This window comes from Nocardioides eburneiflavus (genome assembly GCF_004785795.1).
In the GTDB taxonomy this organism is placed as follows: domain Bacteria; phylum Actinomycetota; class Actinomycetes; order Propionibacteriales; family Nocardioidaceae; genus Nocardioides; species Nocardioides eburneiflavus.
Genome location: NZ_SRRO01000001.1, coordinates 3184108 through 3209079, shown reverse-complemented (window position 1 = coordinate 3209079; position 24972 = coordinate 3184108). Strand labels below are relative to the sequence as shown.

The window sequence follows — 24972 nt, the reverse complement described above, 5'->3', positions numbered from 1 at the left end:
AACTCACCCCCCCGGGCAGTCGACCACGACGCCCGCGGCCTCCAGCCCGAGCACGCGGGGCCAGACCATGCCTTCGGCCATCCCGAGACGCGTGTGGAGCTCGGAGCGGTTCACCCCCGCGGCCCGCACCTCGATGAGCACCCAGCCCGGCTGAGGCACCGGGTCAGGCACCACCCGGAGCTGCAGAGCCTCCACAGGTCCCGGGGCATCCAGGACGATGGCCTTCATGGTGTGTCTCCCGTTCCGGGTCGGCTGGGGCATCGGCGAGCCGGCCCAGGATGCGGTGGAGTGTCAGGCGGCTGGGTCGCTCTCGACCGCAGCGGGAACGGGCTGGCCCACCAGGTCGCTCACGTGGGCGCGCGCTGCGGCACCCAGCACGTCGTAGGTCCGACGGAACAACAGGTGGGCCTCGTCACCGGGCCACGGCATCGGCCGGATCTCGAGCGGGAGGCGCGGATCCCGGAACGGAAAGTGACGGAATGTCGAGATGAGCTCGGTCCTGGCGATGAGCGCCTCGGCCCCGATGAGCCGTGGCGCCTCCCGAGCGAGGGTCTGGTGGGCGGCGACGAAGACGTCGTAGTCGGCGGCCAGGGCCTCGAGGTCCCAGCACCGCGATGCCATGTCGCGGTCGTGCTCCACTCCTTCGGAGGAGCACCGCAGGATGTCGACCTGCTCTCGGACACCCTCTCCCACGAAGGCACGGGCCTCGGCCGACCGATCGCCCGGCGCCAGCCAGGTCGATGTGGTCAGAGGTCCGAACCCGTGCCAGGCCAGGGTCTTGCGGAGCTGGTTGCGCTCGACCCGCTCTGCCTCGGACATCTGGTAGATGACCATGGTCCAGTCCCCCGTCCACGGCCGGGCCGGCGGTGCGAAGATGCGCGCCCGGCCCTCGTCGAGGACGTCGACCATCGTCTGCGTCAGGGTGTAGACGGTCTCGCGACCCTCACGGCGGGAGGTGAACCACTCCTCGTTCTTCAGTCGCGACATCGTCACCCGCACCGAGGCCGGAGTGACATCGAACTCGCTCAGCAGGTTGGTCACCTGAGTCAGCCGGACCTCCGGCCCGATGTAGCGCAGGTACTCGCCGAACATGTCGAGCACGAGGCTGCGGGGTTTCACGGGCATGCGCCCATGATGCCCAACTGCTCGCGTCGAAGCGGGGACCCGGGCTCGCGTGACGCCGTCGGTCACAGCCATCGCGGCGCCTCGACCGGTTGTCCTCGTCGCCACTCCAGGGACGTGTGGCCCGGACTGGTGCGACCGGTCGCCCACCCGACCAGGTGAGAGAGGGGCCCGGCAACCGAAGCCGCGGCAGTCTCCGCGTCGCCGTACGTCACCTGGCGACCGGATCGACCCGCCTCCACGCCCAGAGTGAAACCCGCGAGCTCACCTCGCTTCTCCCACATGCCGGCCACGTCGGACAGGAGTCGGTGGAGCACGGGAGCGGGAATGTCCTCGAACCGACCACCGACGTCCAGGTCGACGGCATGGAGCCACACCTCCCGTGACCGCATCCATAGCGTCTCCGAAGCGGGGACCTCGCGGCCCTGTGCGGTCACGACGGTCACCGACCAGCGGTCGTCGGGGAGGTCTCGCCACCGGACGTCGAGGTCGATGGCCGAGTGCTCGCACAGGCTCCGGAGGGCATCAGGGCGGAGGGTCGCCCCCACCTCGATCTCGTCGGCGCGTGCTTGCGATGAGTCGTACATGGGGGTTTCGACACCCGTCGCCGCCCACGTCACCAGACGCGCGACTGCACGCGCGTTGTAGCCCACGTGGGAGACGAGCTGGTTGCGCGACCAGCCCGGCAGCAGGCTGGGCGCGGCGAAGTCCTGGTCCCTCACCTTGACCAGCTGGCGGCGGAAGTACGCCGTCCCCAGCCGCGCCGTGGCCAGGTCGCGGAGCACCTGCGGATCGGTCGACAGCACCTCACGAGCGACCATCAGGCCGACTGCGGCCGCTCGGCCACCACCCGGTTGGTCAATGTCCCGAGGCCGTCGATCGAGGTCTCGACGAGGTCACCGTCGACGAGATAGCGCTCGGGAGTCCTGGCGCGGCCCACTCCGCCGGGGGTGCCGGTGAGGATGAGGTCGCCGGGGTTGAGCGTGATCATCGTGGAGATGTAGGAGACGAGGGCCTCCGGTCCGAACAGCAGGTCACCCGTGGTGGCAGCCTGCATCTGCTCGCCGTTGACCGCGGTGGAGACGTCCGGGCCGGGCTTCCACTCGTCCGCGGTGACCAGCGCCGGCCCGACCGGTGTGGAGGCCTCCCACATCTTGCCCTGCAGCCACTCCTTGGTGCGGAACTGCCATGAGCGCATCGAGATGTCGTTGGCCACGGTGTAACCGGCGATGTGGTCGCCCGCCTCGCTCTCGGACACGCGGCGGCACTGCGTGCCGATCACTACCGTGAGCTCGGCCTCCCAGTCGAGCGCGACGTCCTCCGGCGGTGCCGGGATGTCGTCGTGAGGTCCGGTGAGCGTCTCGGGGAACTTCGCGAACAAGGTCGGGAAGTCCGGGAGGTCGCGGCCCATCTCGAGGATGTGCGCGCGGTAGTTGAGCCCGACGCAGATCACCTTGCTGGGGCTCGGCACGACTGGCGCCAGGTCGAGGTCGCCCAATCGGTGCCGCTTGCCCTCGGCCTGCTCGGCCACTCCGCGCCACCCGGGCTGGCCGAGGAGCTGCCCCACGTCACTCGCGTCGGGGAGCTGCAGCTCGACGACCTGGTCGTCGGCAGCTCCCTCGCCCTCGATCCTGCCGACGGCGGTGCCACCCTCGGCTCGTCGGAAAGTCACGAGCCTCATGCGTCGTCCTCCTGGATGCGGTTGAGCGAGAGCCTCTCGATGATGGGGTGGTCGCCGAAACGAAAGAGGTCAAGGCCGGCGTCGGCGGCGATGCTGAACGGGGTCCACGACGGCACCACGACCATGTCGCCCTTCTCGACCGTGTGCTCGGTGCCGTCGAGCACGAAGGTGCCGGTGCCTTCGAAGACCTGGTAGACGCTCGAACCGGCCTCGCGCCGGGAACGGGTGACCACCTCGTGCTCCAGCCTGTGGAACTCTGCGCGGATCGTGGGCATCACGTCGCCGCCGGTGGTCGGGTTCACGTAGCGGACGGCGGCGTGGCCGAGCTCGACGGTGGCCGGATAGCCGGCCTTCTCCAGGGCCAGCTGGTCGTCGAGCGCGCGGTCCGTGTGCTCCCAGCGGTACGCGCCGATCGGCGAGGACACCGTGTCCTGCAGGTGCGACACCGGGCGCAGCCCCGGGTGGCACCAAAGCTGCTCCGAGCGCGAGATGTCCGGTGTCGACTCGTCGGTCACCCGGTCGCTGCCGAACTCGAAGAAGGTCGTGTCGGTGTAGTGGACGAAGGGGATGTCCAAGCCGTCGATCCACGCCATCGGGTGGTCCGTCTCGTTGTGGTGGCCGTGGAACCGCCACCCGGGCGTCAGAAGGAAGTCACCGCGTCGCATCGCTACCGGGTCGCCGTCCACGACGGTCCAGACGCCCTCGCCCTCGACCACGAAACGGAAGGCGTTCTGGCTGTGGCGGTGCTCGGGAGCCACCTCGTGCCCGCCGAGGTACTGGATGGCGGCCCACAGGGTGGGCGTCGCGTACGGCTGACCGCCCAGGCCCGGGTTGGCCAACGCGATGGCGCGACGCTCTCCCCCACGTCCCACCGGGATCAGGCCACCGGCTCGTTCGGCCAGTGGCAGCAGGGTCTTCCACTGCCACACGTGCGGCACTGCTGTGGGCTTGGGGGTCAGCGGCATCAGTTCGCCGATCTGGGTCCACAGCGGCACCATGTGCTCGCTGTCGAAGTCGCCGTAGAGGCGATCGATCTGCTGCTGCTCCTCGACGGTCGGTGGTGGAGGCACGACTGCTCCGGCCACGAGGTCCTCGTTGTGCTCGGACGTGGTGTCCGTTCCTGCGTCGGTGCCGGTATCGGTCGTCATCTCAGCTCCTCACTGTCGATGAGTCGAGTCGCGTCGCGATGTCCTCGCGAAGTGCCTTCTTGTTGATCTTGCCCACCTTCGTCATCGGCAGGTCCGCCACGACCTCCACGCGCTCGGGGAACTTGTAGGCGGCGACGCCGCGCTCGTCGAAGGCCTCGCGCACCTCCTCGACGCTGGGCGCAGTCCGTCCCGGCTTGGGTACGACGTACACGCACAGGCGCTCACCGAGGACCGCATCGGGCATGGCCACCGCAGCGACGAGCTCAAGACTGCCGAGGCGATACATCAGGTCCTCGATCTCCTCGGCGGAGATCTTCTCGCCGCCGCGGTTGATCATGTCCTTGTCCCGCCCGTGGACGATCAGGTTGCCGTCCGGTCGCCGTACGACGATGTCGCCGCTGCCGTACCAACCGTCCTCTGTGAATGCACGGGTGTTGTGATCGGCGGCGTTGTAGTAGCCGCGGGGCGTGTAGGGGCCACGGGTGTAGATCGCTCCGGGGGTCCCGTCGGGGACGTCCTTGCCGAGCGGGTCGAGGACCCGCACCTCATCGGCCTCGTGCACCGGGCGTCCCTGCGTGCCGATGATCGCCTCGTCCGGGTCGTCGACCCGCGTCGTGTTGATGAGGCCCTCGGCCATGCCGAAGACCTGCTGCAGGGTCGCCCCCAGGACCGGCCGGACGCGGGCAGCATGCTCGTCGGGCAACCGGGAACCCCCCACCTGCAGAAGGCGCAAAGATGCCAGCTGGGCGCCGCCCACCTCCTCCTGGTGGTCGAGCCACCGCTGGGCAACCGCGGGAACGGCGGCCGCGACCGTGACCCCTTCGGCCTCGATCGTGGCGAAGGCACGCACCGGCTCCGGCGATGGAAGCATCACCACCTTGGCGCCCACGAAGAGCGCGCCCAGGACGCCCGGACAGCCCAGCGGGAAGTTGTGGCTCACCGGGAGGGTGCCGAGGTAGACGTCGTCGGCGTCGAACTCGGCGGTGGCGGACGTCGCACGTACGTTGCACACGTAGTCGTTGTGGGTGCGGGTGATGAGCTTCGGCAGACCGGTGGTGCCGCCGGAGATGAGGAAGCACGCGGGCGCGTCAGGGTCGGGCCGCATTCCGTCGGCGGCCTGGCGCGCCTCGGCTGCATCGGCCGGCCCTGCGAGCAGGCCGGCGAGGTCGATCACGCGCTCGCCATCCGCTGGCCGGTCACGGTCCAGGCTCAGCACCAGCGTGAGGTCCGGCAGCTCCTCGACGAGCTCGAGAGCGAGGGCCTCGTGGTCGAAGTCGCGGAGCGTTCGCGGCACGGCGATGGCACGCGCCTGCGAGACCCCGGCGAGGTGGGAGAGCTCGTGGCGGCGGTGCGCGGGCAGGGCCATCACAGGGATGACGCCCGAACGGAAGCACGCCAGCGTCAGGACGATGAACTCCCAGCCGTTGGGCAGCTGGACAAGGATCCGGTCGTCGGGCTCGAGGCCGAGCTCGCGCAGGCGGACGGCCGCAGCATCGGCGCGATCCACGAGGTCGCGGTAGCTCAGACGCATGCTGCCGTCGACCACGGCCACCCGCTCGGGGTGATCGTCGGCCACGGCCCGGACGACGTCGCCGATGGCCGTGTCCTCCCAGTAGCCACGGGCCCGGTAGAGATCGGCGAACTCGGGGGGCCAGGGAACCGTCCCCATGCTGGTGGGGTCACTCATGCGTCTTCCTCTGCTCGTCGGCCATCTCGTCCGGCTGGTGGCTGCTCACGATGACGGCGTCGAGCGCCACCAAGCCACGCGCATGTGCGCGGAGGGGATTGATCTCGATCTCGTCCAGGTGCGGGTTGGCCACCAGGAGGTCACCCAGCGCCTCGAGGACGCGGGCGAGGGCCTCCCGGTCGACCGTGGGCCCGCCTCGGAAGCCATCGAGCAGTGCATGCGCGGCCAGTTGCCCGGGGAGTGCGGTGAGCCTCGGCAGGGACGTCGGCACGGACGCGATGGCCACATCGGCGTAGACCTCGGTGGCGACACCGCCGACACCCACCAGGACGACAGGTCCGAAGACCGGGTCCCTGCGGGCGCCGACGACGAGGTCGATGCCGGCAGGTGCCATCGCCTCGACCAGGAACTCGACGGCTCCGATCGACCGGAGCGCGTCCACCGCCGTGGTCATCGCGTGCGCGGTGGTGACAGCGAGATGCACACCTCCGCGGTCGCTCTTGTGCGCGACGGAGGCGTCGGAGATCTTGACCGCGACCGGCCCGTCGATGCGGGCGAGAGCAGCCTGTCCCTCCTCCGAGGTCGTGCACACGGCTCGGCTCGGGGTGGGGATGCCCAGGTCGTCCAGGAGGTCCTTGGCCTGCGCCTCGGTCCACCCCACTCCGTCGGCGACGATCCCCGCCGCGCCGTGGGCGCCCGCGATGGTCGCGTCACGGCGCGCCGAGGCCAGCCGTGCGTCCTCGACCAGTGCGACCAGGGCGGTGGACAGCGCACGGGGTCCCACCACGAGCGGCACGCCCAGGCTGCGCGCCGTCCGGCGTCCGTCGGACACCTCCTCGGCCGGACCGTCGAGACCGACGACGACGGCCTTCCCATTCAGGTCGGCAGACGCGACGACGCGAGGCAGGTCGATCACAGGCTCGGTGAGCCCGTAGACGCCGATGACTGCGATGGCTGCGTCGGCTGCGACCGCCCCGATCACGTCGGCGTGAGCCGGTCCGGGGCGCCCCGTGTCGACCGGGTTGGCCTGGTAGGTCATGGGAGGCAGCAGCTCGCCGAGCCGCGCTCGGGTCTTGTCGGAGAGGTCGGGCACGCGGACGTCGCCGCCGTGCAGGGCATCCACCACCAGCAGACCTGGGCCGGCCTGGCCAGTCACCAGTGCCGCCCCGGGGTCACTCTGCGGCTCGAGCCGAACGGCGGCCAGCGTGGCAGCTGCCGTCACGAGCGCGTCCTCGTCGTCGACGACCACCGCTCCGGCTTGCCGTAGCAGGGACCGGGTGCTGCGCCACGACGTCGCGAGTGCACCCGTGTGGGACCGGGCGAACTCACCGATGTCGTGCTCGCCCACCACCAGTGCCACGACGGGCTTGGTGGCAGAGACCTTCGCGACAGCCGCGAGCAGCGCCGGTCCGTCGCTGACGGTCTCGATGTGCAGGGCGATCGCAGTCGTGCGGTCGTCCTCCGCCAGGTGCTCGAGGACGTCGACGGCCGTGACGTCGATGCCGGCACCGATCCCGACGCCGAGGCTCACGCCCACGTCCTGTCGCTGCAGCGCGAAGGCGAGGGCATGGTTGAGTCCCCCGCTCGCCGCGACGACCGCCACCGAGCCCGCCGTCAGGTGGGCGACTCCCGGTACGAAGCTCGCGCGCAGTCCCGAGGCTGGCACGAAGAAGCCGGAGGTGTTGGGGCCCAGCAGGCGGATGCCGGTCGACGAGGCGGCCTCGCGCAGCCGCCGCTCGTGCTCGACGCCGTCACCGCCTGCCTCCGCGAATCCCCCCGCGCAGATCAGGGCCGCGCCGACTCGTGCGTCCGCGCACTCCTCGAGCACCGCCGCGCACGCGGCCGCAGGGACGCAGAGGACCGCCAGGTCGAGCGGGACCGGCGACCCGTCTGCGGCCTCGCGCACGGAGGTGAACATCCCGCCGCCACCGCGGCTGTTGACCAGTGCCACGGGCAGGCCCAGGCCGGCGAGGCTGGCGGCCATCGCGCCGCCCAGCTTGTCCGGATCGGTCGAGGCGCCGATCACCACCACTCCCCTCGGTTCGAAGAGGGAGCCGAGCCCGCCCCGGTCGCGCGGCCGGAGGCCCACGTCAGTCATCTCGCGTCCTCAAGGTCGGCCATGACCACCACGTCGGCGCGCGCCGACAGCAGCAAAGTCTCAGCGGCGTCCGCGTCGTACGACCCCACCAGGACGACGGTGAGTCCGCGGCCCCAGCGAGCCTCCTCACTCAGCAGGACCTTCGTCAGCTCGTCGTCCCCGGTGATGGCGACGAGGCCCGCCGACGGCAGCGCATCGACCGACGCCGCGAGGCCTTTCTCGTCGTCCGGCGCCCGGACCAGCGGCACGTCGTACGCCGAGGTGCTGGCGGCTGCGTCGGATCCGGACGGCACGAGCCGCAGCTGCGTACCTCGTCGGTCACGCACCAGCGCGAGCTCGCCGTCGCGACCGGCGGGGAGAAGCACCGTCTCGAGCGTCCCCGCGTTCCCCTCCGGCAGGGGAACCGTCGCCTGCAGCGCGGGCTGGCCGTGGTGAGCGAGCCAACCTGCGCGGACGTCTGCGACGAGCTGCGCGTCCCGCTGGGCGATCTTGGCGACACCGATGCTTCGCGAGAAGAAGTGGAAGCTGAACGTCAAGGGGTCCAGCTCACGCTGGTAGCGCCCGAAGCGCTCCCACCAGGCCAGGCTCGGTCGAGCGGCGTCCTGGATCTTGGCGACGGACCTCGCCCGCTCTTCCTGATATTGCTCCAGAGCGGTCTCGAGGTCGTCGTCACCGCGCCATGCAGCCGTGATCTGCTCCGCGAGAGCGACGGCGTCCTCCATGGCCATCTTGGTGCCGGAGCCGACGGAGAAGTGAGCGGTGTGCACGGCATCTCCCAGCATCACGACGTTGCCGCGGTACCAACGCTGGGTGCGTCTCGTGCGGAAGTTGCCCCATCGGGAGTTGTTCGCGACGAGCGAGGCTCCCCCGATGTCCTCGGCGAAGAGCTTCTCGAGGTAGTCCTGCGACGTCGTGTCCGACACCCCGGGGGGCTGGGACACGTCGAATGCGTCCAGGCCGGCCGCCCGCCACGTGCGTTCGTCCGTCTCGACGATGAAGGTGGAGAGGTCGTCGCTGATCGGATAGCCGTGAACCGCGAAGTTGCCGTGCTCCGACGCACGGTGGACGAAGGTGAGGCCATCGAACAGGTGGGTCGTGCCGAACCAGATGAACTTGGCCGTCGCGGTGTCGACGGTGTGCCCGACCTCGCCGAGGTGTTCGCGGACTACGGAGTTCGTGCCGTCGGCGCCCACGACCACGTCGAAGTCGCGGCTCAGCTCGTCGAGGGGTGGCGCGACCCGCCCGAACCGGAGGTCGACCCCCGCGCGAGCAGCGTTCTCCTGAAGCAGCTTGAGGAGCACGCGGCGGTGGATCGCGGCCATCCCGTTCCCCGAGAACCCGTGTCGCTCGCCCTCGCTCCACACGTCGATGCGGTCCCAGTGGCGACCGTGCGCAGTGAGGGCGTCGCGCAGCACCGGGTCCGCCTCGTCGATCTTGCGCAGGGTCGCATCCGAGAAGACGACGCCGAAGCCGAACGCGTCCGTGCTCTGGTTGCGCTCGAAGAGCGTCACGTCGACATCCGATCGGGCACGGCGGAGGAGAGTGGCCAGGAAGAGACCTCCAGGTCCACCTCCGACGACTGCGACGCGACGGCTCATGCGGTCCACCGTAGGGATCTCCCCGCAGTACCGCAACATTTTCGTGGTGGCCGTCTGTGAAATGTTGCGCTAGGTCACGCCGACCTTTCCTTGAATCGCCGAGAGTCGCACAGGGCGAACCGGTGGGATTGCTCGCGTTACCCGGCGTCCATCGCCGATCAATAAGCAACATTTTGGGTCTATGCGGACTCAGAATGTTGCATTATGGTGATCGTCACACCACCCTCCACAGACTTCTAGGGGCACCCGTGCAGACCCAGCTCATCATCGACAACAAGCCACAGGACGCCACCGACGGACGGACGTTCGAGCGCAACCATCCGCTCAGTGGAGGCCTCGTCACGCGTGCAGCGGCGGCAGACGTCTCCGACGCCGTCGCGGCTGTGGACTCAGCAGCCGCCGCCTTCGCCTCGTGGTCGAAGACGGGCCCGAGCGAGCGGCGGGCCATCCTGCTTAAGGCCGCCGACTTCATGGACCAGCGCACACCCGAGCTGATCGAGGCCATGGGCCAAGAGGTCGGCGCCGCTCCCCTCTGGGCCGGCTTCAACGGGTTCCTCACCTCCAACCTGCTCCGTGAAGCGGCCGGCCTCGCCACCCAGATCCAGGGCGAAACCATCCCCACCGACAAGCCCGGCACGCTGTCGATGACGGTCCGGGTCCCGGTCGGCGTGGTCTTCAGCATGGCTCCGTGGAACGGCGCCGGCGTCCTCGCCGCTCGCTCGCTCGCCTACCCGATCGTGTGCGGCAACACGGTCGTGTTCCGCGGTTCGGAGCTGAGCCCTCGCTCCCACCAGCTCATCGCCGAGGTCTTCCATGAGGCGGGGCTCCCGGCCGGTGTCCTCAACTTCATCACCACCTCCGCGGAGGACGCCGACGGCGTCGTGGACGCGATCATTGCCCACCCGTCCGTTCGTCGCATCAACTTCACGGGCTCGACGCGGGTCGGGCGCATCATCGCGCAGAAGTCCGCGGCGCAGCTCAAGCCCTGCCTGCTCGAGCTCGGCGGCAAGGCCCCCCTCGTCGTCCTTGACGACGCCGACATCGACGGCGCGGTCAACGCCGCCGTGTTCGGTTCCTTCCTCTTCCAGGGCCAGATCTGCATGTCGACCGAGCGGTTCGTCGTCGACGAGTCGGTCGCCGACGAGTTCGTGTCCAAGTTCGCTGCACGCGCATCGGAGCTGGGTGCCGACGACCCGCTCACCAACCCGGGCTGCGTCGTCGGGCCGATGGTCACGCCCGCCAGCGGCGACCGGATCAACGACATGATCGAGGACGCCCTCGCGCAGGGCGCCGACCTGGTGGCGGGCGGACCGGCAGACGGTGCTGCGATGGCAGCCACGATCGTCGACCACGTGACGCCGACGATGAAGATCTACGACCAGGAGACCTTCGGCCCCATCACCACGATCGTGCGGGTGTCCGGCGTCGAGGAGGCCGTGCGAGTGGCCAACGACACCGAGTACGGCCTCGCCGCGGCCGTCTTCGGGCGCGACACCCACCGGGCACTGAACGTCGCCATGCAGATCGACGCCGGCCACGTCCACGTCAACGGCGCCACGGTCCAGAACGAGGCCCAGGCTCCCTACGGCGGCATGAAGAACAGCGGCTACGGCCGCTTCGACGGTCGTGCGGTCATCAACGAGTTCACCGAGCTCAAGTGGATCACGGTCGAGCCGTCGGACCAGCAGTACCCGATCTGAGCACCACCACCTCGAGCCCGCTCAGCCGGGCGTCCGGCGGAGGTCTCTCCGCCGGACGCCAGGTTGGACCTGCCCGAGCCTGCCTCGGGCACCCCCCACAACTGAACGGCGCCGCGCTGACGCCATGCACACGAACGGACCCCCATGGACAACGACGACCAGCTCGACCGACTCGAGCGCTCCCTGATCACCGGGCGCATCAACAGGCGTGCCTTCATTGCCGGCGCCGTCGCTACCGGACTGGTGTCGAGCACGTCGGCACAGGCCCTCGCCGACGACCTCGACCAGGCCCGCATCACCCAGGACAGGAACACACGAGCACTCAAGCGCGCCTACGACTATGTAGTCGTCGGTGCCGGCAGTGCCGGCTGCGCCCTGGTCGGCACCCTGGCCAAGCGGGACCCGTCGGCCCAGATCCTCCTCATCGAGGCCGGCGGCTGGGACAAGGCGGAGTCTGTGAACAACCCCGGCCTGTGGTTCACCAACCTGGGCACCGAGCGCGACTGGGGCGACGTCGCGATCCCCAGCCCCGGCGTCAACAACCGTGCGATCCCTGAGCACACCGGCAGGGTGATCGGAGGTGGCAGCAGTATCAACGCCACCATCTGGGCGCGACCGTTCAAGGCCGACCTCGACCACTGGGCCGAGGAGAGTGGCGACAAGCGCTGGGGCTACAGGCATGGGCTCGAGCTGCTCAAGGGGGCTGAGGACTGGCAGGGTAAGCCGAACAAGAAGTACCGCGGCACGGGCGGTCCCGTCTGGGTGCAGCCCTCGGCAGACCCGCTGCCGCTGGCCACCGCAGCACTCGACGGCATGCGTGAGGTCGGGCTCCCGGTCCTCGAGGACCTCAACGGCGAGCGCGAGGTCACCGGCAACGGTTTCGGCTACATGAACCAGATCATCAAGGACGGAAGGCGCCAGAGCATGGCACGCGCCTTCCTCTACCCCGTCCTGAAGCGGGACAACGTGACCGTGCTCGCGAACACCCAGGTCAACAAGGTCCTTCTGCGCGGCAAGACCGCAGTCGGGGTGGAGTGCGTACGCAACGGGCGCAAGCGCGTCTTCCGCGCGCGAGGGGAGGTGATCCTCTCGACGGGTGGCTTCAACACCCCGAAGCTTCTGATGCTGAGCGGCATCGGCAAGGCTGCGCACCTGCGCGACCACAACATCAACGTCGAGGTGCACGCGCCCGAGGTCGGCGAGAACGTCCAGGACCACATCCTGCACGGCGGGTGTCTCTACGAGTCACCCGCGCCGATCCAGCCCCGCAACAGTGCCGCCAACGTCTCCGGCTACTACAAGACCGACCCCTCATTCGAGCTGCCCGACGTCAGCCTGGTGCAGATCGAGATCCCCTACGCGAGCGAGGTCATCGCCGCGCAGTACGCACCACCGCCCAACACCTGGGCGCTGTGTGCGGGACTCGTCGCCCCGAAGAGCAGGGGCACCGTCAGGCTGGCGTCCGCCAACCCGGGCAAGCGACCGGTGGTCGACATGAAGTTCCTGAGCCACCCAGATGACGTGGCCGCACTGGAGCGAAGCATCGAGATCGCCCGGTCGGTGGCCGCCACGGCGGCGATGAAGCCGCACGTGGTGCGCGAGGTGGCGCCGGGCAAGACGCTGGTCGGCGCGGAGCTGGCCAACTTCGTCCGCAACGGCGCGACGACCTACTTCCACTCCTCCGGCGCCTGCCGGATGGGCAAGGACGACCGCGCTGTGGTCGACGCGGAGCTGAGGGTCAATGGTGTGAACAATCTCCGCATCGCGGACAGCACGATCATGCCGCGGATCGTCGCAGTGCCGACCATGCCGGCTTGCGTGCTGATCGGCCTGCGCATGGCTGAGTTGCTGACCGAGTCGCGACGCGCGAGCTGATGCAGGGTCCACTCCCAACACCCGAACAGGATGTACTGACATGTCGGATCCGAGTCAGCTCGATTGCCTCTGCTCCTGGACAGGGGACCCGGGAAGGACGTGGCGTCACCATGCCTGGATGCGGATCCGAGCGTTTGGGCATCGTCAGCGCCACCGGCGCGCCTGACACACAGCGTGTGGTCACTCCGCACTCGTAGCGCTGCCTGCTACCGGGGTCACATGGAGCTCGGCCGGATCAAGAGGTACGACCAGTTGTGCATTGATGCGTTGGCGGAACAAGGCGGGCATGTCGATTGCGTCCGGACGGTAGAGCCACTGCACTTGGAGGCCATCGAGCAGCGCAGTGAGCTCTATGGCCGCCGCGGTCGGGTCGCTGCCGGGGCGCAACCCACCTTCCTGGTCGAGAAGACGGAGCGCCTCGCCGATCCAGGAGCGAACCGACTCGTATCGCCCGGCAAAGTAGGCGTGTGCAGGGTGGTCGGGGTGAGTGGCCTCGGCGCCGAGGACGGCGAACAGGCTCACGATTCCTGGCTGCGAGGCGTTGTGCTCCACGAGACGAATCAGCTTGCCAAGGAAGTCGCGCGGGTTTCGGCGAGGGTCTTGGCTGCCGCCGAAGATCAGGTCGCGGTTCACCTCATCACGCCGCGCCAGGACGGCTTCGAGCAGCGACTCCTTGGTGGGGAAGTGGTGTAGGAGACCGGCCCTTGTCACGCCGCAGTCCTGCGCGATCTGCGCCAACGTGGTGTTCCAGTAGCCGATAGTCCCGAAGGCCGTGAAGGCCGACTCCATGATCGCGGCCCGCCGTGCAATTCCGGGTGCGTACTGGCGCGATCTCTGTGGTGCCACCGCCCGATCCTAGTCACACCGCTGCCGGTGGTCGCAGCAAAAGTGGAGGCGGAGAACGAAAACCTACACCAACGTTAGTTTTGGTGTTATCGTCGTCACACGTGCTCGCAGGACAGACACCCAGTGACCGCTCTGGGTGAAGTGTCGAGCAGGGCCGAGATGGAGGAACCGCATGTCGGAGTCAGTAGTAGGTCCGTCGTGACTGAAGTCAGCTGTGTCATTGGTTGTCGTGGACTCGCCAAGCGGTTCGGTCACGTCGAGGCTCTGCGCAACGCCAACGTCACCGTCCCCGCAGGTTCGGTGGTCGCCCTCGTGGGTGACAACGGCGCCGGCAAGTCGACGCTGATGAAGACCTTGCTCGGAATCAACCGCCCAGACAGCGGTCACGTGATCATTGGCGACAAGCAGGTTCGGCTGCAGGGAATCCGTGACGCGCAGGCCATGGGGCTGGAGGCAGTTCACCAAGACCTCGCCCTGGCGCCCCAGCTCTCTGTCGTCGACAACATGTTCCTCGGACACGAGCTCGCCAGCCGCGGATTGGGAATCATGTCCCGGCGCGAGATGACTGAACGCGCCGCCAACGCATTGGCGGAACTTTCCATCAACTTGCCGTCCCTCACGGTCGCTGTCCGTGAGCTTTCGGGCGGACAGCGCCAGGCCGTCGCTGTGGCGCGGGCCGTGATGTGGGCAACCACCGCGATCCTGCTCGATGAGCCGACAGCGGCGTTGGGAGCTCGGCAATCGGAGATCATCGCCGAGCTGATGCGTACCGTCGCGGCGCGCGGACTCGGCGTGCTCGTCATCTCGCACGACCTGCCTCGCATTCTCGAAGCCGCCGACACGATCACCGTCCTTTGGCGTGGTGAGTCGGTCCTCGAGGCACCCTCTAGCGACCTGACAGTTCCCGAGCTCGTCGCGACGATGGTCGGCTATCGGGAGGGTGGTGCTGCGTGACCGCCTCGACGAGGTCTGACACCGCACCTCAGGCCGACGACCGGGGCCGACCCTCTGCGCCATTCTGGCTGACCTGGCTCAAGACACGCGGTGCATGGATCCTGCTGCTCGACCTTGCTCTCGTAGCCGTGTTCACAGCGCTCTCGGCCGGGCACGTCTTCTGGTCGGTCGCAAACGCGCAGGCGCTCCTGCTCGGCATGTCCCAGACCCTGCTCCTGGCGCTCGGGCTCGCCATGATGCTGGGCGCGGGGATCTTCGACTTGTCCTTGGGCGCCAACCTGGTCTTTTCATCGGTCGTCGGAGCGTCGGCCATGCACATGTTCCAGGCCGTCCCTGGCGATGCGTCGTCGTACGGCTCCCCCGCCACTGCGATCATCGTCGGCCTGGTTGCTGCCGTGTGTGGAGGCGTGGCGTTCGGCCTGGTCAACGGCCTCCTCATCGCCTACGGACAGATCAACTCACTGATCGCGACGCTCGGAACGATGGGGATCGGCACCGGCCTGGCGCTGTTGCTCAGTGGAGGCACGGACCTCGGAGGGCTACCCGTCGCCCTCCAGACCGAATTCGGTCTCCGCTCCATCGGACCGATCCCCATCCCGGCTCTGGTGGCTCTCGTCATCGCGAGCATCTTGTGGGGCACCATTCGCTACACCCGCTACGGCATGCGCGTGCGCGCCATCGGCTCCGAGCGCACTGCGGCCGAACGCGCCGGCATCCGCACCCGCCGCTACCTGCTCTCGCTCGCCGTTCTCGGCGGAGCGCTCGCCGGCTTGGCGGGCTTCATTGACCTGTCGCGCTTCGGTGCGACGGCGATCAATGGCCATGCCAATGATGCCCTGGGAGCGGTGACGGCCGCCGTCATCGGCGGCACCCTGCTCGAGGGCGGCCACATCTCCATCACCGGCACCATCTGGGGCGCCGCGCTCGCGGTGATCCTTCAGTCGGGTCTCGTCATCCTCGGGGTCTCTGCCTATTGGCAACTCATCGCTGTCGGCACCGTGCTGGTGCTCGCCGTGCTGCTCGACCGCGTGACAACCGTCCGCCGCAGGAAATCCGGGTCCTGACGCGAGATGTAGCCCGCCCCACCACACAAGGAGAAGCTCGTGAAGTGCAACCGTTCCCCCCGGCGCACCGCGGCGATGATCGCTGCGGCCGCAGTCGCCCTGACAACCGCTTCGTGCTCGAGCGACGACCCGGTCGCGGCTGACTCGTCGCGCGCCGCGACCGAGGACATCTCGCTCGCCGCCGTGCTGCCGAACACGTCGGATCCCTTCTGGGCGACCATCTCCTGTGGCGCGGAAGCCAAGGCCGAGGAACTCGGGGTGGATCTGAAGACCTACAACTCCACGTCGACCGACGCTGCGACGATGGCCTCCAACTTCCAGGCTGCGCAGTTGAGCTCTCCGGACGGGATCCTGGTCAGCCCGTTCAACAACAACCAGTTCATCGCCCAGTACAAGACCCTGATGGGCAAAGGTGTGCCTGTCGTGACCCAGACGGCGACGGAGCCGCCCAGCGAGTACAAGGCGATCTCCAGCGGCACCGACACGGCACCCCTCGTCGAAGACGTGAAGGACCTTGTTCCGGACGGACCGGGCACCATGGTGTTCCTCGGTGGGGCACCGGGCATCCCTCCGCTCGAGCAGCGCACGCAGCCATTCGTCGACGCCATGGAGGAGGCTCGCCCGGACCTCGAGGCGCTTCCGACCGAGTACAGCGGCTTTGACGTCAACAAGGCCACGACCACTGTGTCCTCGCTATTGCTCGCCCACGCGGACCTGAAGCTGATCATCGCGGCGGACGGCCCGGACGGGCTGGGTGCCGCAGCAGCCATCAAGCAAGCAGGCAAGGCAGGAGACGTGGCCCTCATCGCGTTCGACGCCGTACCGGGAGAGGTCGACGCGCTGCGCGACGGGACAATCAGCGCGTTGATCGCACAGAACCCCACCGAGATCGGGGCTCGATCGATCGAGGCCCTCGTGGACTACCTGACGGAGAACACGGAGAAGGCGCCTGTCACTCCCTCCGATGCCGAAGAGATCGAAAACTCGGTCCTCACCGCAGAGAACGTGGACGATCCCGCATCCGAGCAGTATCTCTACAGGGCCGAATGCTGAACCGAGTACCGAGCCGGCAGGGGCGGCGCACCCAAGCCGACCCTGCCGACCTACTCCGTCCGCTGAGGAGATCCTGATGCCCCGACCGGTGCAGACCCGGATGGACCACGCATCGTTCATGGACCTGCACGCGCGGCTGGCAGCGGGGCGGGGAACGCCATCCGCCCCCGCTGCCGCAGCCGCCGCACTCGTCCGTGCAGCTGCATTGGTGCGTACGGGGCAGGTCGTGACGGCGGGGGCGCCACCACCGGCAGGTGACGCAGAGAGCGAGGGGCCGGGAGCGCCCTACCGGCTGCGGCAGTGGCACGATGCCGGCGACGGCTGGCACGCGGTCAACGACCGCATCGAGCTGGACATCCATGGATCGCCATCGATGACTCACCTGGATGCGTTGCACCACTTCGCATACATCGACGCTTCGGGGCCTGGAGGCACGTCCGGCATCGAGGCCCACATCGGTGGCATCGTGGGCCGCGGCGTGCTCCTGGACATCCCGCGTGCGACCGGAGGTCTGGCCGTTCCAGGTGGATGGGTCGTGACCCCGGACGACATCGAGACCACGTTGTCGTCACAGTCCGTGGAGCTCACTCCCGGGGACACTCTGTGGTTGCGATTCGGCCGGGAACACCCGCGCTCCGCAGACGACGTGCTGGGCGCAGTGCCGGCTCCCGGGCTGAGCCTCGCGTGTGCAGAATGGCTGGCCGAAGTCCGCCCTGCCCTGGTGATCACCGACCACGGGCTGGACTCGGTGCCCTCTGAAGTCGACGGCATGCCGGTCCCCTGGCACGCGCTCCTCCTCAACAGTCTCCGGGTGCCCCTCGTCGACATGGCCGACATGAGCGACGTGGCCTCGGCCTGCGCCGACGTTGGTCGCTACGAGTTCTTGTCCGTGGTCGCTCCGTTGCACCTGCCCGGAGCCTCCGGATCACCCGTCAACCCACTTGCCATCCTTTGACCCAGATGAGGTCCACCATCAGCTCCCTCGACCTGACTGCCCGCCCCTTCCACCTCGCCCCGGCCGATTGCGCCTGGGTTGAGGACACCGTGAGCTCGCTCTCCACCGAGGAGAAGGTCGGGCAGCTCCTGTGCTTGTACCTGCGCACCGATGACGTTCCGCTGTGGTGGACCGAGCTCGCCGGTCACGGGATCTTCCCGGGAGGCGTGCTCGTACTGCCACGATCCAGCGCCCAGGCAACGCGCGACGTCGCCGAGCTCCAACGGCTCAGTCCGATTCCGATGCTCGTCGCAGCCAACCTCGAGTCCGGGTCGGTCAACTTCCTGCTCGACACCGAGGCCTTTGCACACCCGATGCAGATCGCCGCCACCGGAGATGTGCGCGACGCGGTGACTCTGGCCCGGCACTGCGCCAGGATCGCCCACCAAGTGGGTATCAACTGGGCGTTCGCGCCGGTCATCGACATCGCGATGAACCCTGGCAACCCGATCACCAACACAAGGACGTTCGGGGAGGACCCGGACACAGTGGCTCTGCTCGGCGCCGCGTACATACGCGAGCTGGAGTCACAGCTGATCGCCACCTCACCCAAACACTTCCCCGGCGACGGGGTCGACGATCGCGATCAGCATCTGGTCACCACCAACAACGATCTCGACGCGCCCCGCTGGCGTGCGACGTTCGGCGCCGCGTACCGCACCGCCATCGAGGCCGGCGCGCGCACGATCATGGCCGCCCACATCCGACAGCCAGCACTCACACGCGAGCTGCTCCCCGGCATCGCGCCCGAGCACATCCAACCCGCGACCCTGGCACCAGAGCTCCTGGGAGACGTCCTGCGTGGGGAGCTCGGATTCAACGGCATGATCGTCTCCGACAACTCCGCGATGACCGGCTTCACGGCGGTACGCCCCCGCGACGTCGGCTTTCCGGCCGCGGTCGCTGCCGGAGTCGACATGATGCTGGGCAGCGTGACGGTGAACGGGGACTTCCAGATCCTCCTGCGAGCGGTCCACTCGGGAGTGATCAGTCCCGATCGCCTCGACGACGCGGTTCGTCGCGTCCTGGCCACGAAGGCCTCTCTCGGACTTCATCGCCCTGCGTCGCGGTCCGAAGTCCGCCGGGCGGCGGACTTCACGCCCCACGAGGCTGAGCTGCGCGACGCCGAGCTCCGCGACGACATCGCGCGCCGTTCCATCACCCTGGTGAAGGACACCCAGCGGCTTCTGCCGCTGGATCCTTCGCGACATCGGCGTGCCTTGGTGATCGTGCTGGGCGACGAGCCGACCTTCTACGATCCCAGTGGACCCTTCGCGCCTCAGTTCGTCGAGGGTCTGGAGGCTCGTGGCCTGCAGGTGGACGTCTCGCGGGTGCCGTCCAATGGGAGCGACATCCCCGCAGCAGAACGATTGCACGAGACCTACGACGTCTGTCTCTACTTCGCGAACGTCCGCCACATTGGCAACAGCAACTCGATCAGGATCGCTTGGACTCCGTGGCAGGGGCTCGACGCTCCCCGCCACGTGGCAAGCCTGCCGACGGCGCTCGTGTCGATCGCCGACCCCTACCTGCTCCAGGACGTGCCGATGATCCGCACCGCGATCAACGCCTACACACCGACACCGTCCAGCGTAGAAGCGGTCCTCGCTGTTCTGTTCGGGGAGGCGGAGCCGGTGGGACGCAGCCCGGTGGACCCTTTCGCCGGCAGGTGGGACGCAGCACTGTGACCAGTCAGACGCCACCGACTCGCCTCGCTGACGTGCGCGGATGGCTGTTCGACCTCGACGGTGTACTCACCCCGACAGCCGACGTACACATGCGTGCCTGGTCGCGGCTGTTCGCGCCCTACCTCGCGTCGCTTGCCGTCGCTCCCTACGAGGATGCGGACTACTACGCCCACATCGACGGACGACCCAGGTACGACGGCGTGCGTAGCCTCCTCACGAGCCGATCGATCCTCCGACCCGAGGGCGAGCCCGACGACTCGGAGTCCGCCGACACGATCTGTGGGCTCGGCAACCGCAAGGACATGGTGTTCCGCGACATCCTCCGTAGTCAGAAGGTGGCCGCCTACGAGGGGAGTCGCACCTTCCTCGACGCAGTGCTGTCCCGAGGCTGCTCGGTGGCGGTGGTGTCAAGCTCCCAGAACGCACAGCTCGTGCTTTCCGCGGCCGGCCTGGACGACCGCTTCGACGTCGTCGTGGACGGCGCGTACGCGTCCGCTGCTGGGCTTGCGGGCAAGCCTTCACCGGACACCTTCCTGCACGCTGCCAACCGACTCAGTCTCGCGCCCTCCGCATGTGCGGTCGTCGAGGATGCTGTTTCGGGGGTGTCGGCGGGTGCCGCCGGGCAGTTCGGCCACGTGGTTGGCGTCGACCGCGGCGTAGGCCCGCGCGCCCTTCGCGAGGCGGGTGCTCATACCGTGGTGAGCGACCTCGCCGAGCTGCTTCCACTCGTTCCGCCGATCGCATGTCGTTGACGCCCGCGTGATCGGACCACCTACTGGAGGACGTCCCGGGTTGCCTTGAGGGGCCGTGGGAGAGTGGCCCGTGTCCCGGGAAGTTGCGTGTGGCGTTGCCCGATAGGACATCGGTGTTCGCTCCACGCGTCGCCTTTGTCTGACGCACCTCACCGCAGATGAGGGTTGCTTCTGCCGCTGGGCTCTGCCCACGTTGGGCCTGAGGCGGCGTGGTCGCTCACGATGCGTGCTGCTCACGACTCGAAGTGCCGACGAATCACCTGGAGTGCGCGGGCCAGCAGGGCAGACTCTTCGTGGGCGCGCGTTGCGACCACGAGCTTCATCCGCGCGCGGCCGATGAGGGGTCGGTATGTGGCTCCCGCCACCTGGAGATCGGAGACGGGGGCAGGGACAATCGCGACTCCCAGTGCGGCAGCGACGAACGTGACCAGCGTCGATGTCTCCGCGACCTCGTGCCGGACCTGCGGCTCGAATCCCGCCGCGCGGCACAGCTCCGACACCGCATCGTGCATCGCAGATCGTCCGTGTCCCGAGTGAACGATGAGGTCCTCGTCGCGAAGGTCAGTGACTCGCACCTGTTTGCGACTCGCCAGCCGGTGGCCTTTGGGTAGAGCCACGACGTACTTCTCCTCACGCAGGGTGAGCATCGTGAGGTCGGTTTGCTCGGTCGGGTCACCGGAGGGTCGCAGCAGCGCGAGATCGATGGAGCGATCGCGGAGGGCAGCGATCTGGTCGCGGCTGAGCATCTCCCCCTGAAAGGCAAAATCCACACCGGGCGACTGCTCACGCAGGGCTCGGGCGAGCGACGGAAGCAGGGAGTACGTCGCCGAGCCGACGCATCCGACCACGAGCCGTCCCTCCAGCCCACTGTCGATCCGCTTGGCTTCGTTCGCGGCCGCTTCGACCGACGTGAGGATGGCTCGCACTCGCGCGAGGTAGGCCTCACCGGCGGGTGTCAGGTCAACCCGTCGGGTGGTGCGGTTGAGCAACTGCACGCCCAGGTCGTCTTCGAGCTGCTTGATCTGCTGGGACAACGGGGGCTGTGCCATGTGCAGCCGCGCGGCAGCGCGACCGAAGTGTCTTTCCTCGGCCACGGCCAGGAAGTAGCGCAGGTGACGGAGTTCCACCCGATCAAGACTTCCACAGTCTCAATGAACGTCAAATGGATACTTCAGAATATTGATTGGCTCACCTACGGTCGGTTCATGCCCGACATCGTGATCTGCGAGCCGCTCCGCACTCCTGTGGGTCGCTTCGGAGGCGCTCTTGCCTCCCTCTCCGCCGTCGACCTTGCCTCGTCCACCCTCACTGAGCTGGTCCGTCGGACCGATCTCAAGGAGGGCGACGTCGATGATGTGATCCTGGGGCACTGCTACCCCAGCGGCGAGAACCCCGCCATCGGGCGCATCGCCGCCCTTGACGCCGGCCTCGGCACCGGCGTCCCTGGCCTCCAGCTCGACCGCCGCTGCGGCTCGGGGCTGCAGGCCGTCCTGTACGCCGCCGGGCAGGTCGCCACCGGCGCCGCCAGGGTCGTCGTCGCCGGCGGAGTGGAGTCCATGTCCAACGTCGAGCACTACGCCCTCGGGCTGCGGACCGGGATCCGCAGTGGTGGTGTGGAGCTGATGGATCGCCTCGTCCGCGCTCGCGAGACCGCCGGCGGCAAGGACCACCCCGTCCCCGGTGGCATGCTCGAGACCGCCGAGAACCTGCGCCGCGAATACGCCATCTCCCGCGAGGAGCAGGACGAGTTCTCGCTCCGCTCCCAGCAGCGTGCCGGCGCCGCCCATGACGCCGGCACGTTCGCCGACGAGCTGGTGCCGGTCACCGTTCCCGGCCGTCGCGGCCAGCCCGATGTCGTGGTCGACCGTGACGAGCACCCGCGCCCCGACACCACCCTCGAGCAGCTGGCCGCCCTGCGCCCGGTCCGCCAGAAGATCGACACCGAGTCGACCGTCACGGCAGGCAACGCGAGCGGCCAGAACGACGGCGCCGCCATGTGCGTCGTCACGACGCGGGAGGAGGCCGAGCGCCGCGGGCTACGACCCCTGCTGTCGCTCAGGTCCTGGGCGGTCGCCGGCGTCGGACCCGAGGTGATGGGCATCGGGCCGGTGCCCTCGACCGCCGCGGCCCTCGAGCGCGCCGGACTCACCCTCGACGACATCGACGTCATCGAGCTCAACGAGGCCTTCGCCGCCCAGGTGCTCGCCTGCCTGCGCGAGTGGAAGGTCGACGCAGGAGACGAGCGGCTCAACCCCAACGGCTCGGGCATCTCCCTCGGCCACCCCGTCGGCGCCACCGGCGCTCGCATCCTGGCCACCCTGGCCCACGAGATGCAGCGTCGCGAGGCCCGCTACGGCCTCGAGACCATGTGCATCGGCGGCGGCCAGGGCCTGGCCGCCGTCTTCGAGAGGGTCGCATCGTGAGCATCGACAAGGTCGTCCCCTCCGCCGCGTCGGCGGTGGCCGACATCACGCCCGGATCCAGCCTGGCCGTCGGCGGCTTCGGCCTCGTCGGCATCCCGTGGTTCCTGATCGCGGCGCTGCTCGACCAGGGTGCCGACGACCTCACCGTCGTCTCCAACAACTGCGGCGTCGACGGCGCTGGTCTCGGCCTGCTGCTCGAGAAGCGCAGGATCAGCCGGGTCATCGCGTCCTACGTCGGCGAGAACAAGGAGTTCGCCCGGCAATACCTCGCCGGAGAGCTCACCGTCGAACTCACTCCGCAAGGCACCCTTGCCGAGCGGATGCGCGCCGGCGGCGCCGGCATCGGCGCCTTCTTCACCCCGACAGGGGTTGGCACGATGGTCGCAGAGGGCGGGCTGCCGTGGCGTTACCACCCCGACGGCACCGTAGCCCTTGCGTCGGAGCCTAAGGATGTCCGCACCTTCCATGGCACTGAGATGGTGCTCGAGGAGTCGATCATCACCGACGTTGCGCTGGTCCGGGCCGCAGTCGTGGACCGTGCCGGCAACTGCGTCTTCCACGCCTCCGCACGGAACTTCAACATCCCGGCAGCGATGGCAGGGCGGCTCACGATCGTCGAGGCCGAGACAATCGTCGAGATTGGCGAGCTCGGACCCGACGAGGTCCACCTCCCCGGCGTCTTCGTGCAACGGGTCGTCGAGCTGACCCGCGAGCAGGCCGCCCACAAGGACATCGAGAAGCGCACCACCCGCCCCCGCGAGGAGACGTCGGCATGAGCTGGAACCGCGACGAGATGGCCGCCCGAGCCGCGCTCGAGCTGCAGGACGGCGAGTACGTCAACCTCGGCATCGGGCTGCCCACGCTCATTCCGGGATATCTGCCGGCTGACTCGACAGTGACCCTGCATGCCGAGAACGGCATCCTGGGCGTCGGACCCTTCCCCTACGACGACGAGGTCGACCCCGACCTGATCAACGCCGGCAAGCAGACCGTCACGGTGCTCCCGGGCGCTAGCTACTTCGACTCCTCGCTGAGCTTCGCGATGATCCGCGGCGGCCACATCGACACGGCGGTGTTGGGTGGCATGCAAGTCTCGGTGGCCGGCGACCTGGCCAACTGGATGGTCCCGGGTGCCATGGTCAAGGGCATGGGCGGTGCCATGGACCTGGTCAGTGGAGCGCGCCGCGTCATCGTCCTCATGGAACACGTCTCGAAGGATGGCGCGCCCAAGTTGGTCGAGCACTGCGAGCTGCCGCTGACCGGACGCCGCGTCGTGTCCCGCGTCATCACCGACCTGGGCGTCCTGGACGTCGCCGCCAACTCGTTCGAGCTCGTGGAGCTCGCCCCAGGCGTGACCCTGGACGAGATTGCCCTCAAGACCGGCGCCCCGCTGCTGCTCCGCGGCGGAGACTGAGCCGCTACACAGATCATGCTGACTGGGAAAGGTCATCCGCAGCACCAACCAGTTGCGCTGCCCGAGTACGGGCAAGCGGTGGGGTCGCATCGTTCCGACACGTACCTCGGCTCGGCACTCACGCCCCGCCTGAGGAGCCCAGGTCGAGCCCGACCATTTCCACTGTCGTGAGCAGCTCGGCTTCGATCCGGGCCACCTCGGCGTCGTCAGCAACTCGAGCAGGCAGCGCCAAAGCGATGACCAGCGGCAGCGACTCCCCGGCCGGGAACACGGGCGCCGCCAGCGAAGTGACACCGGGAATCACGCCGCCGGAGGTCAGCGCGACGCCGCGCCGCCGCACCTTCTCGCGCAGCGCAGCAAGCTCGGCGCCTGTTGGTACGCCGCCAGAGTCGTTCGACTGCTGGCTTTCAAGGACAGGCCTGGTGAGTGACTCGGGCAGATACGTCAGGTAGACGAGACCGACGGACGATGTCATCAAGGGCAACGTCGCACCCACCCGCACCGTGATGGGCAAGGCGTACGAGCCGTAGTCCCAGCGCACAAGCACGGGGCCCTGGTCACCCCAGACCGCCAGGTTGACGGCGTGCGACGTGCGATCGCGCAGCCCCGGCAAGTGCTCGGACACGAGGCCGACCTCGTCCATTCGGCGCAGGGACTCCACGCCGATACGCCGAGCCGCCGGCCCCAGGTCGTAGAGGCCGGACCGCTGAGATCGCGCGATCAAACCCACTCGGGACAGGCTGACCAGGTATCGGTGCACCTTGCTCGGCCCCATACCGCTGGCGTTCGCGATCTGCGTGAGGCTCATGGGCCCGAGGCTGCGCTCGATGGCCTCGACGATCGTCATTGACAGCTCGACCGACTGGATGCCCTGC

At 68.5% G+C, this 24972-nt stretch carries 22 protein-coding genes; 11 read left to right on the top strand and 11 right to left on the bottom strand.

Translation table 11 applies throughout. From position 1 onward, the window contains the following. Window positions 1–3 precede the first annotated feature (3 nt). From EXE59_RS24195 to EXE59_RS15085, 8 genes are all read right to left on the bottom strand, one after another. A complete protein-coding gene (locus tag EXE59_RS24195) occupies window positions 4–228 on the bottom strand; it encodes an alcohol dehydrogenase catalytic domain-containing protein (protein ID WP_210429017.1) in 225 nt (74 codons plus the stop codon). Between the two features lie 63 nt (window positions 229–291). Further along, entirely contained in the window at window positions 292–1125 is an 834-nt protein-coding gene (locus tag EXE59_RS15115) for a PaaX family transcriptional regulator (RefSeq protein WP_135839646.1), read from the bottom strand. Window positions 1126–1187: 62 nt separating this feature from the next. Further along, a complete protein-coding gene (locus tag EXE59_RS15110; RefSeq protein WP_135839645.1) occupies window positions 1188–1943 on the bottom strand; it encodes a maleylpyruvate isomerase family mycothiol-dependent enzyme in 756 nt (251 codons plus the stop codon). Next, the gene (locus EXE59_RS15105) at window positions 1943–2803 is read right to left on the bottom strand and encodes a fumarylacetoacetate hydrolase family protein (protein ID WP_135839644.1); all 861 of its coding nucleotides are present in this window, start codon (window positions 2801–2803) and stop codon (window positions 1943–1945) included. The genes EXE59_RS15110 and EXE59_RS15105 overlap by 1 nt, the downstream gene beginning before the upstream one ends. Next, the gene (locus tag EXE59_RS15100; RefSeq protein WP_135839643.1) at window positions 2800–3951 is read right to left on the bottom strand and encodes a cupin domain-containing protein; all 1152 of its coding nucleotides are present in this window, start codon (window positions 3949–3951) and stop codon (window positions 2800–2802) included. The genes EXE59_RS15105 and EXE59_RS15100 overlap by 4 nt, the downstream gene beginning before the upstream one ends. Before the next feature lies 1 nt (window position 3952). Further along, window positions 3953–5638, bottom strand: coding sequence for a (2,3-dihydroxybenzoyl)adenylate synthase (locus EXE59_RS15095; RefSeq protein ID WP_135839642.1), 1686 nt, complete (start codon window positions 5636–5638; stop codon window positions 3953–3955). Further along, complete coding sequence (locus EXE59_RS15090; protein ID WP_135839641.1) at window positions 5631–7736, bottom strand: acetate--CoA ligase family protein; 2106 nt, start codon at window positions 7734–7736, stop codon at window positions 5631–5633. Before EXE59_RS15090 ends, EXE59_RS15095 begins: the two co-directional genes overlap by 8 nt. Continuing rightward, window positions 7733–9334 (bottom strand): FAD-dependent monooxygenase, encoded by a 1602-nt coding sequence (locus tag EXE59_RS15085; protein WP_135839640.1) that lies wholly within the window; start codon window positions 9332–9334, stop codon window positions 7733–7735. Before EXE59_RS15085 ends, EXE59_RS15090 begins: the two co-directional genes overlap by 4 nt. A gap of 248 nt (window positions 9335–9582) precedes the next feature. Here EXE59_RS15085 and EXE59_RS15080 point away from each other — a divergent pair, with 248 nt between their 5' ends. Further along, on the top strand, window positions 9583–11034 hold the full coding sequence (locus tag EXE59_RS15080) for an aldehyde dehydrogenase (protein ID WP_135839639.1): 1452 nt from the start codon (window positions 9583–9585) through the stop codon (window positions 11032–11034). A 144-nt stretch (window positions 11035–11178) separates the two neighbouring features. After that, window positions 11179–12909, top strand: coding sequence for a GMC family oxidoreductase (locus tag EXE59_RS15075; protein ID WP_135839638.1), 1731 nt, complete (start codon window positions 11179–11181; stop codon window positions 12907–12909). 180 nt (window positions 12910–13089) lie between these two features. On the opposite strand, the gene EXE59_RS15070 is transcribed toward EXE59_RS15075, so the two are convergent. Further along, window positions 13090–13755, bottom strand: coding sequence for a TetR/AcrR family transcriptional regulator (locus tag EXE59_RS15070; RefSeq protein WP_135839637.1), 666 nt, complete (start codon window positions 13753–13755; stop codon window positions 13090–13092). Window positions 13756–13953: 198 nt separating this feature from the next. On the opposite strand from EXE59_RS15070, the gene EXE59_RS15065 reads away from it, so the two are divergent. The 6 genes from EXE59_RS15065 to EXE59_RS15040 all read left to right on the top strand — a co-directional run bounded on the left by EXE59_RS15065 (window position 13954) and on the right by EXE59_RS15040 (window position 20260). Continuing rightward, a complete protein-coding gene (locus EXE59_RS15065) occupies window positions 13954–14709 on the top strand; it encodes an ATP-binding cassette domain-containing protein (RefSeq protein ID WP_168218539.1) in 756 nt (251 codons plus the stop codon). Then, window positions 14706–15773, top strand: coding sequence for an ABC transporter permease (locus EXE59_RS15060; protein ID WP_135839635.1), 1068 nt, complete (start codon window positions 14706–14708; stop codon window positions 15771–15773). Before EXE59_RS15065 ends, EXE59_RS15060 begins: the two co-directional genes overlap by 4 nt. 39 nt (window positions 15774–15812) lie before the next feature. Next, window positions 15813–16826 carry a substrate-binding domain-containing protein gene (locus EXE59_RS15055; RefSeq protein ID WP_135839634.1) on the top strand — a complete coding sequence of 338 codons (1014 nt, stop codon included), beginning with the start codon at window positions 15813–15815 and terminating at the stop codon, window positions 16824–16826. A gap of 76 nt (window positions 16827–16902) precedes the next feature. Continuing rightward, window positions 16903–17781: a cyclase family protein gene (locus tag EXE59_RS15050; protein WP_168218538.1), complete on the top strand. Its 879-nt coding sequence runs from the start codon at window positions 16903–16905 to the stop codon at window positions 17779–17781. A gap of 5 nt (window positions 17782–17786) precedes the next feature. Then, the gene (locus EXE59_RS15045; protein WP_135839632.1) at window positions 17787–19508 is read left to right on the top strand and encodes a glycoside hydrolase family 3 protein; all 1722 of its coding nucleotides are present in this window, start codon (window positions 17787–17789) and stop codon (window positions 19506–19508) included. A 32-nt stretch (window positions 19509–19540) separates the two neighbouring features. Then, a complete protein-coding gene (locus tag EXE59_RS15040) occupies window positions 19541–20260 on the top strand; it encodes an HAD family hydrolase (protein WP_210429016.1) in 720 nt (239 codons plus the stop codon). Between the two features lie 233 nt (window positions 20261–20493). Here the strand turns inward: EXE59_RS15040 and EXE59_RS15035 are convergent, their stop codons facing one another. Beyond that, window positions 20494–21387, bottom strand: coding sequence for a LysR substrate-binding domain-containing protein (locus EXE59_RS15035; protein ID WP_135839630.1), 894 nt, complete (start codon window positions 21385–21387; stop codon window positions 20494–20496). Between the two features lie 78 nt (window positions 21388–21465). Between EXE59_RS15035 and EXE59_RS15030 the strand changes: the two genes are divergently transcribed. The 3 genes from EXE59_RS15030 to EXE59_RS15020 are packed head-to-tail and all read left to right on the top strand — an operon-like array spanning window position 21466 to window position 24097. After that, window positions 21466–22683, top strand: a complete 1218-nt coding sequence (locus EXE59_RS15030; RefSeq protein WP_135839629.1) for an acetyl-CoA C-acetyltransferase — start codon at window positions 21466–21468, stop codon at window positions 22681–22683. A 2-nt stretch (window positions 22684–22685) separates the two neighbouring features. Further along, window positions 22686–23459 (top strand): CoA transferase subunit A, encoded by a 774-nt coding sequence (locus EXE59_RS15025; RefSeq protein ID WP_210429200.1) that lies wholly within the window; start codon window positions 22686–22688, stop codon window positions 23457–23459. Continuing rightward, entirely contained in the window at window positions 23456–24097 is a 642-nt protein-coding gene (locus EXE59_RS15020) for a CoA transferase subunit B (protein ID WP_135839627.1), read from the top strand. The genes EXE59_RS15025 and EXE59_RS15020 overlap by 4 nt, the downstream gene beginning before the upstream one ends. A 118-nt stretch (window positions 24098–24215) precedes the next feature. Here EXE59_RS15020 and EXE59_RS15015 read toward each other — a convergent pair whose 3' ends face one another. After that, window positions 24216–24944: an IclR family transcriptional regulator gene (locus tag EXE59_RS15015; RefSeq protein WP_135839626.1), complete on the bottom strand. Its 729-nt coding sequence runs from the start codon at window positions 24942–24944 to the stop codon at window positions 24216–24218. Between the last annotated feature and the right edge of the window lie 28 nt (window positions 24945–24972).

What these genes read in the sequence shown, in the direction of transcription:
- EXE59_RS24195 (WP_210429017.1), bottom strand. Translation starts at nt 228, where the DNA reads ATGAAGGCCATCGTCCTGGATGCCCCGGGACCTGTGGAGGCTCTGCAG.
- EXE59_RS15115 (WP_135839646.1), bottom strand. Translation starts at nt 1,125, where the DNA reads ATGCCCGTGAAACCCCGCAGCCTCGTGCTCGACATGTTCGGCGAGTAC.
- EXE59_RS15110 (WP_135839645.1), bottom strand. Translation starts at nt 1,943, where the DNA reads ATGGTCGCTCGTGAGGTGCTGTCGACCGATCCGCAGGTGCTCCGCGAC.
- EXE59_RS15105 (WP_135839644.1), bottom strand. Translation starts at nt 2,803, where the DNA reads ATGAGGCTCGTGACTTTCCGACGAGCCGAGGGTGGCACCGCCGTCGGC.
- EXE59_RS15100 (WP_135839643.1), bottom strand. Translation starts at nt 3,951, where the DNA reads ATGACGACCGATACCGGCACCGACGCAGGAACGGACACCACGTCCGAG.
- EXE59_RS15095 (WP_135839642.1), bottom strand. Translation starts at nt 5,638, where the DNA reads ATGAGTGACCCCACCAGCATGGGGACGGTTCCCTGGCCCCCCGAGTTC.
- EXE59_RS15090 (WP_135839641.1), bottom strand. Translation starts at nt 7,736, where the DNA reads ATGACTGACGTGGGCCTCCGGCCGCGCGACCGGGGCGGGCTCGGCTCC.
- EXE59_RS15085 (WP_135839640.1), bottom strand. Translation starts at nt 9,334, where the DNA reads ATGAGCCGTCGCGTCGCAGTCGTCGGAGGTGGACCTGGAGGTCTCTTC.
- EXE59_RS15075 (WP_135839638.1), top strand. Translation starts at nt 11,179, where the DNA reads ATGGACAACGACGACCAGCTCGACCGACTCGAGCGCTCCCTGATCACC.
- EXE59_RS15050 (WP_168218538.1), top strand. Translation starts at nt 16,903, where the DNA reads ATGCCCCGACCGGTGCAGACCCGGATGGACCACGCATCGTTCATGGAC.
- EXE59_RS15045 (WP_135839632.1), top strand. Translation starts at nt 17,787, where the DNA reads ATGAGGTCCACCATCAGCTCCCTCGACCTGACTGCCCGCCCCTTCCAC.
- EXE59_RS15030 (WP_135839629.1), top strand. Translation starts at nt 21,466, where the DNA reads ATGCCCGACATCGTGATCTGCGAGCCGCTCCGCACTCCTGTGGGTCGC.
- EXE59_RS15020 (WP_135839627.1), top strand. Translation starts at nt 23,456, where the DNA reads ATGAGCTGGAACCGCGACGAGATGGCCGCCCGAGCCGCGCTCGAGCTG.
- EXE59_RS15015 (WP_135839626.1), bottom strand. Translation starts at nt 24,944, where the DNA reads ATGACGATCGTCGAGGCCATCGAGCGCAGCCTCGGGCCCATGAGCCTC.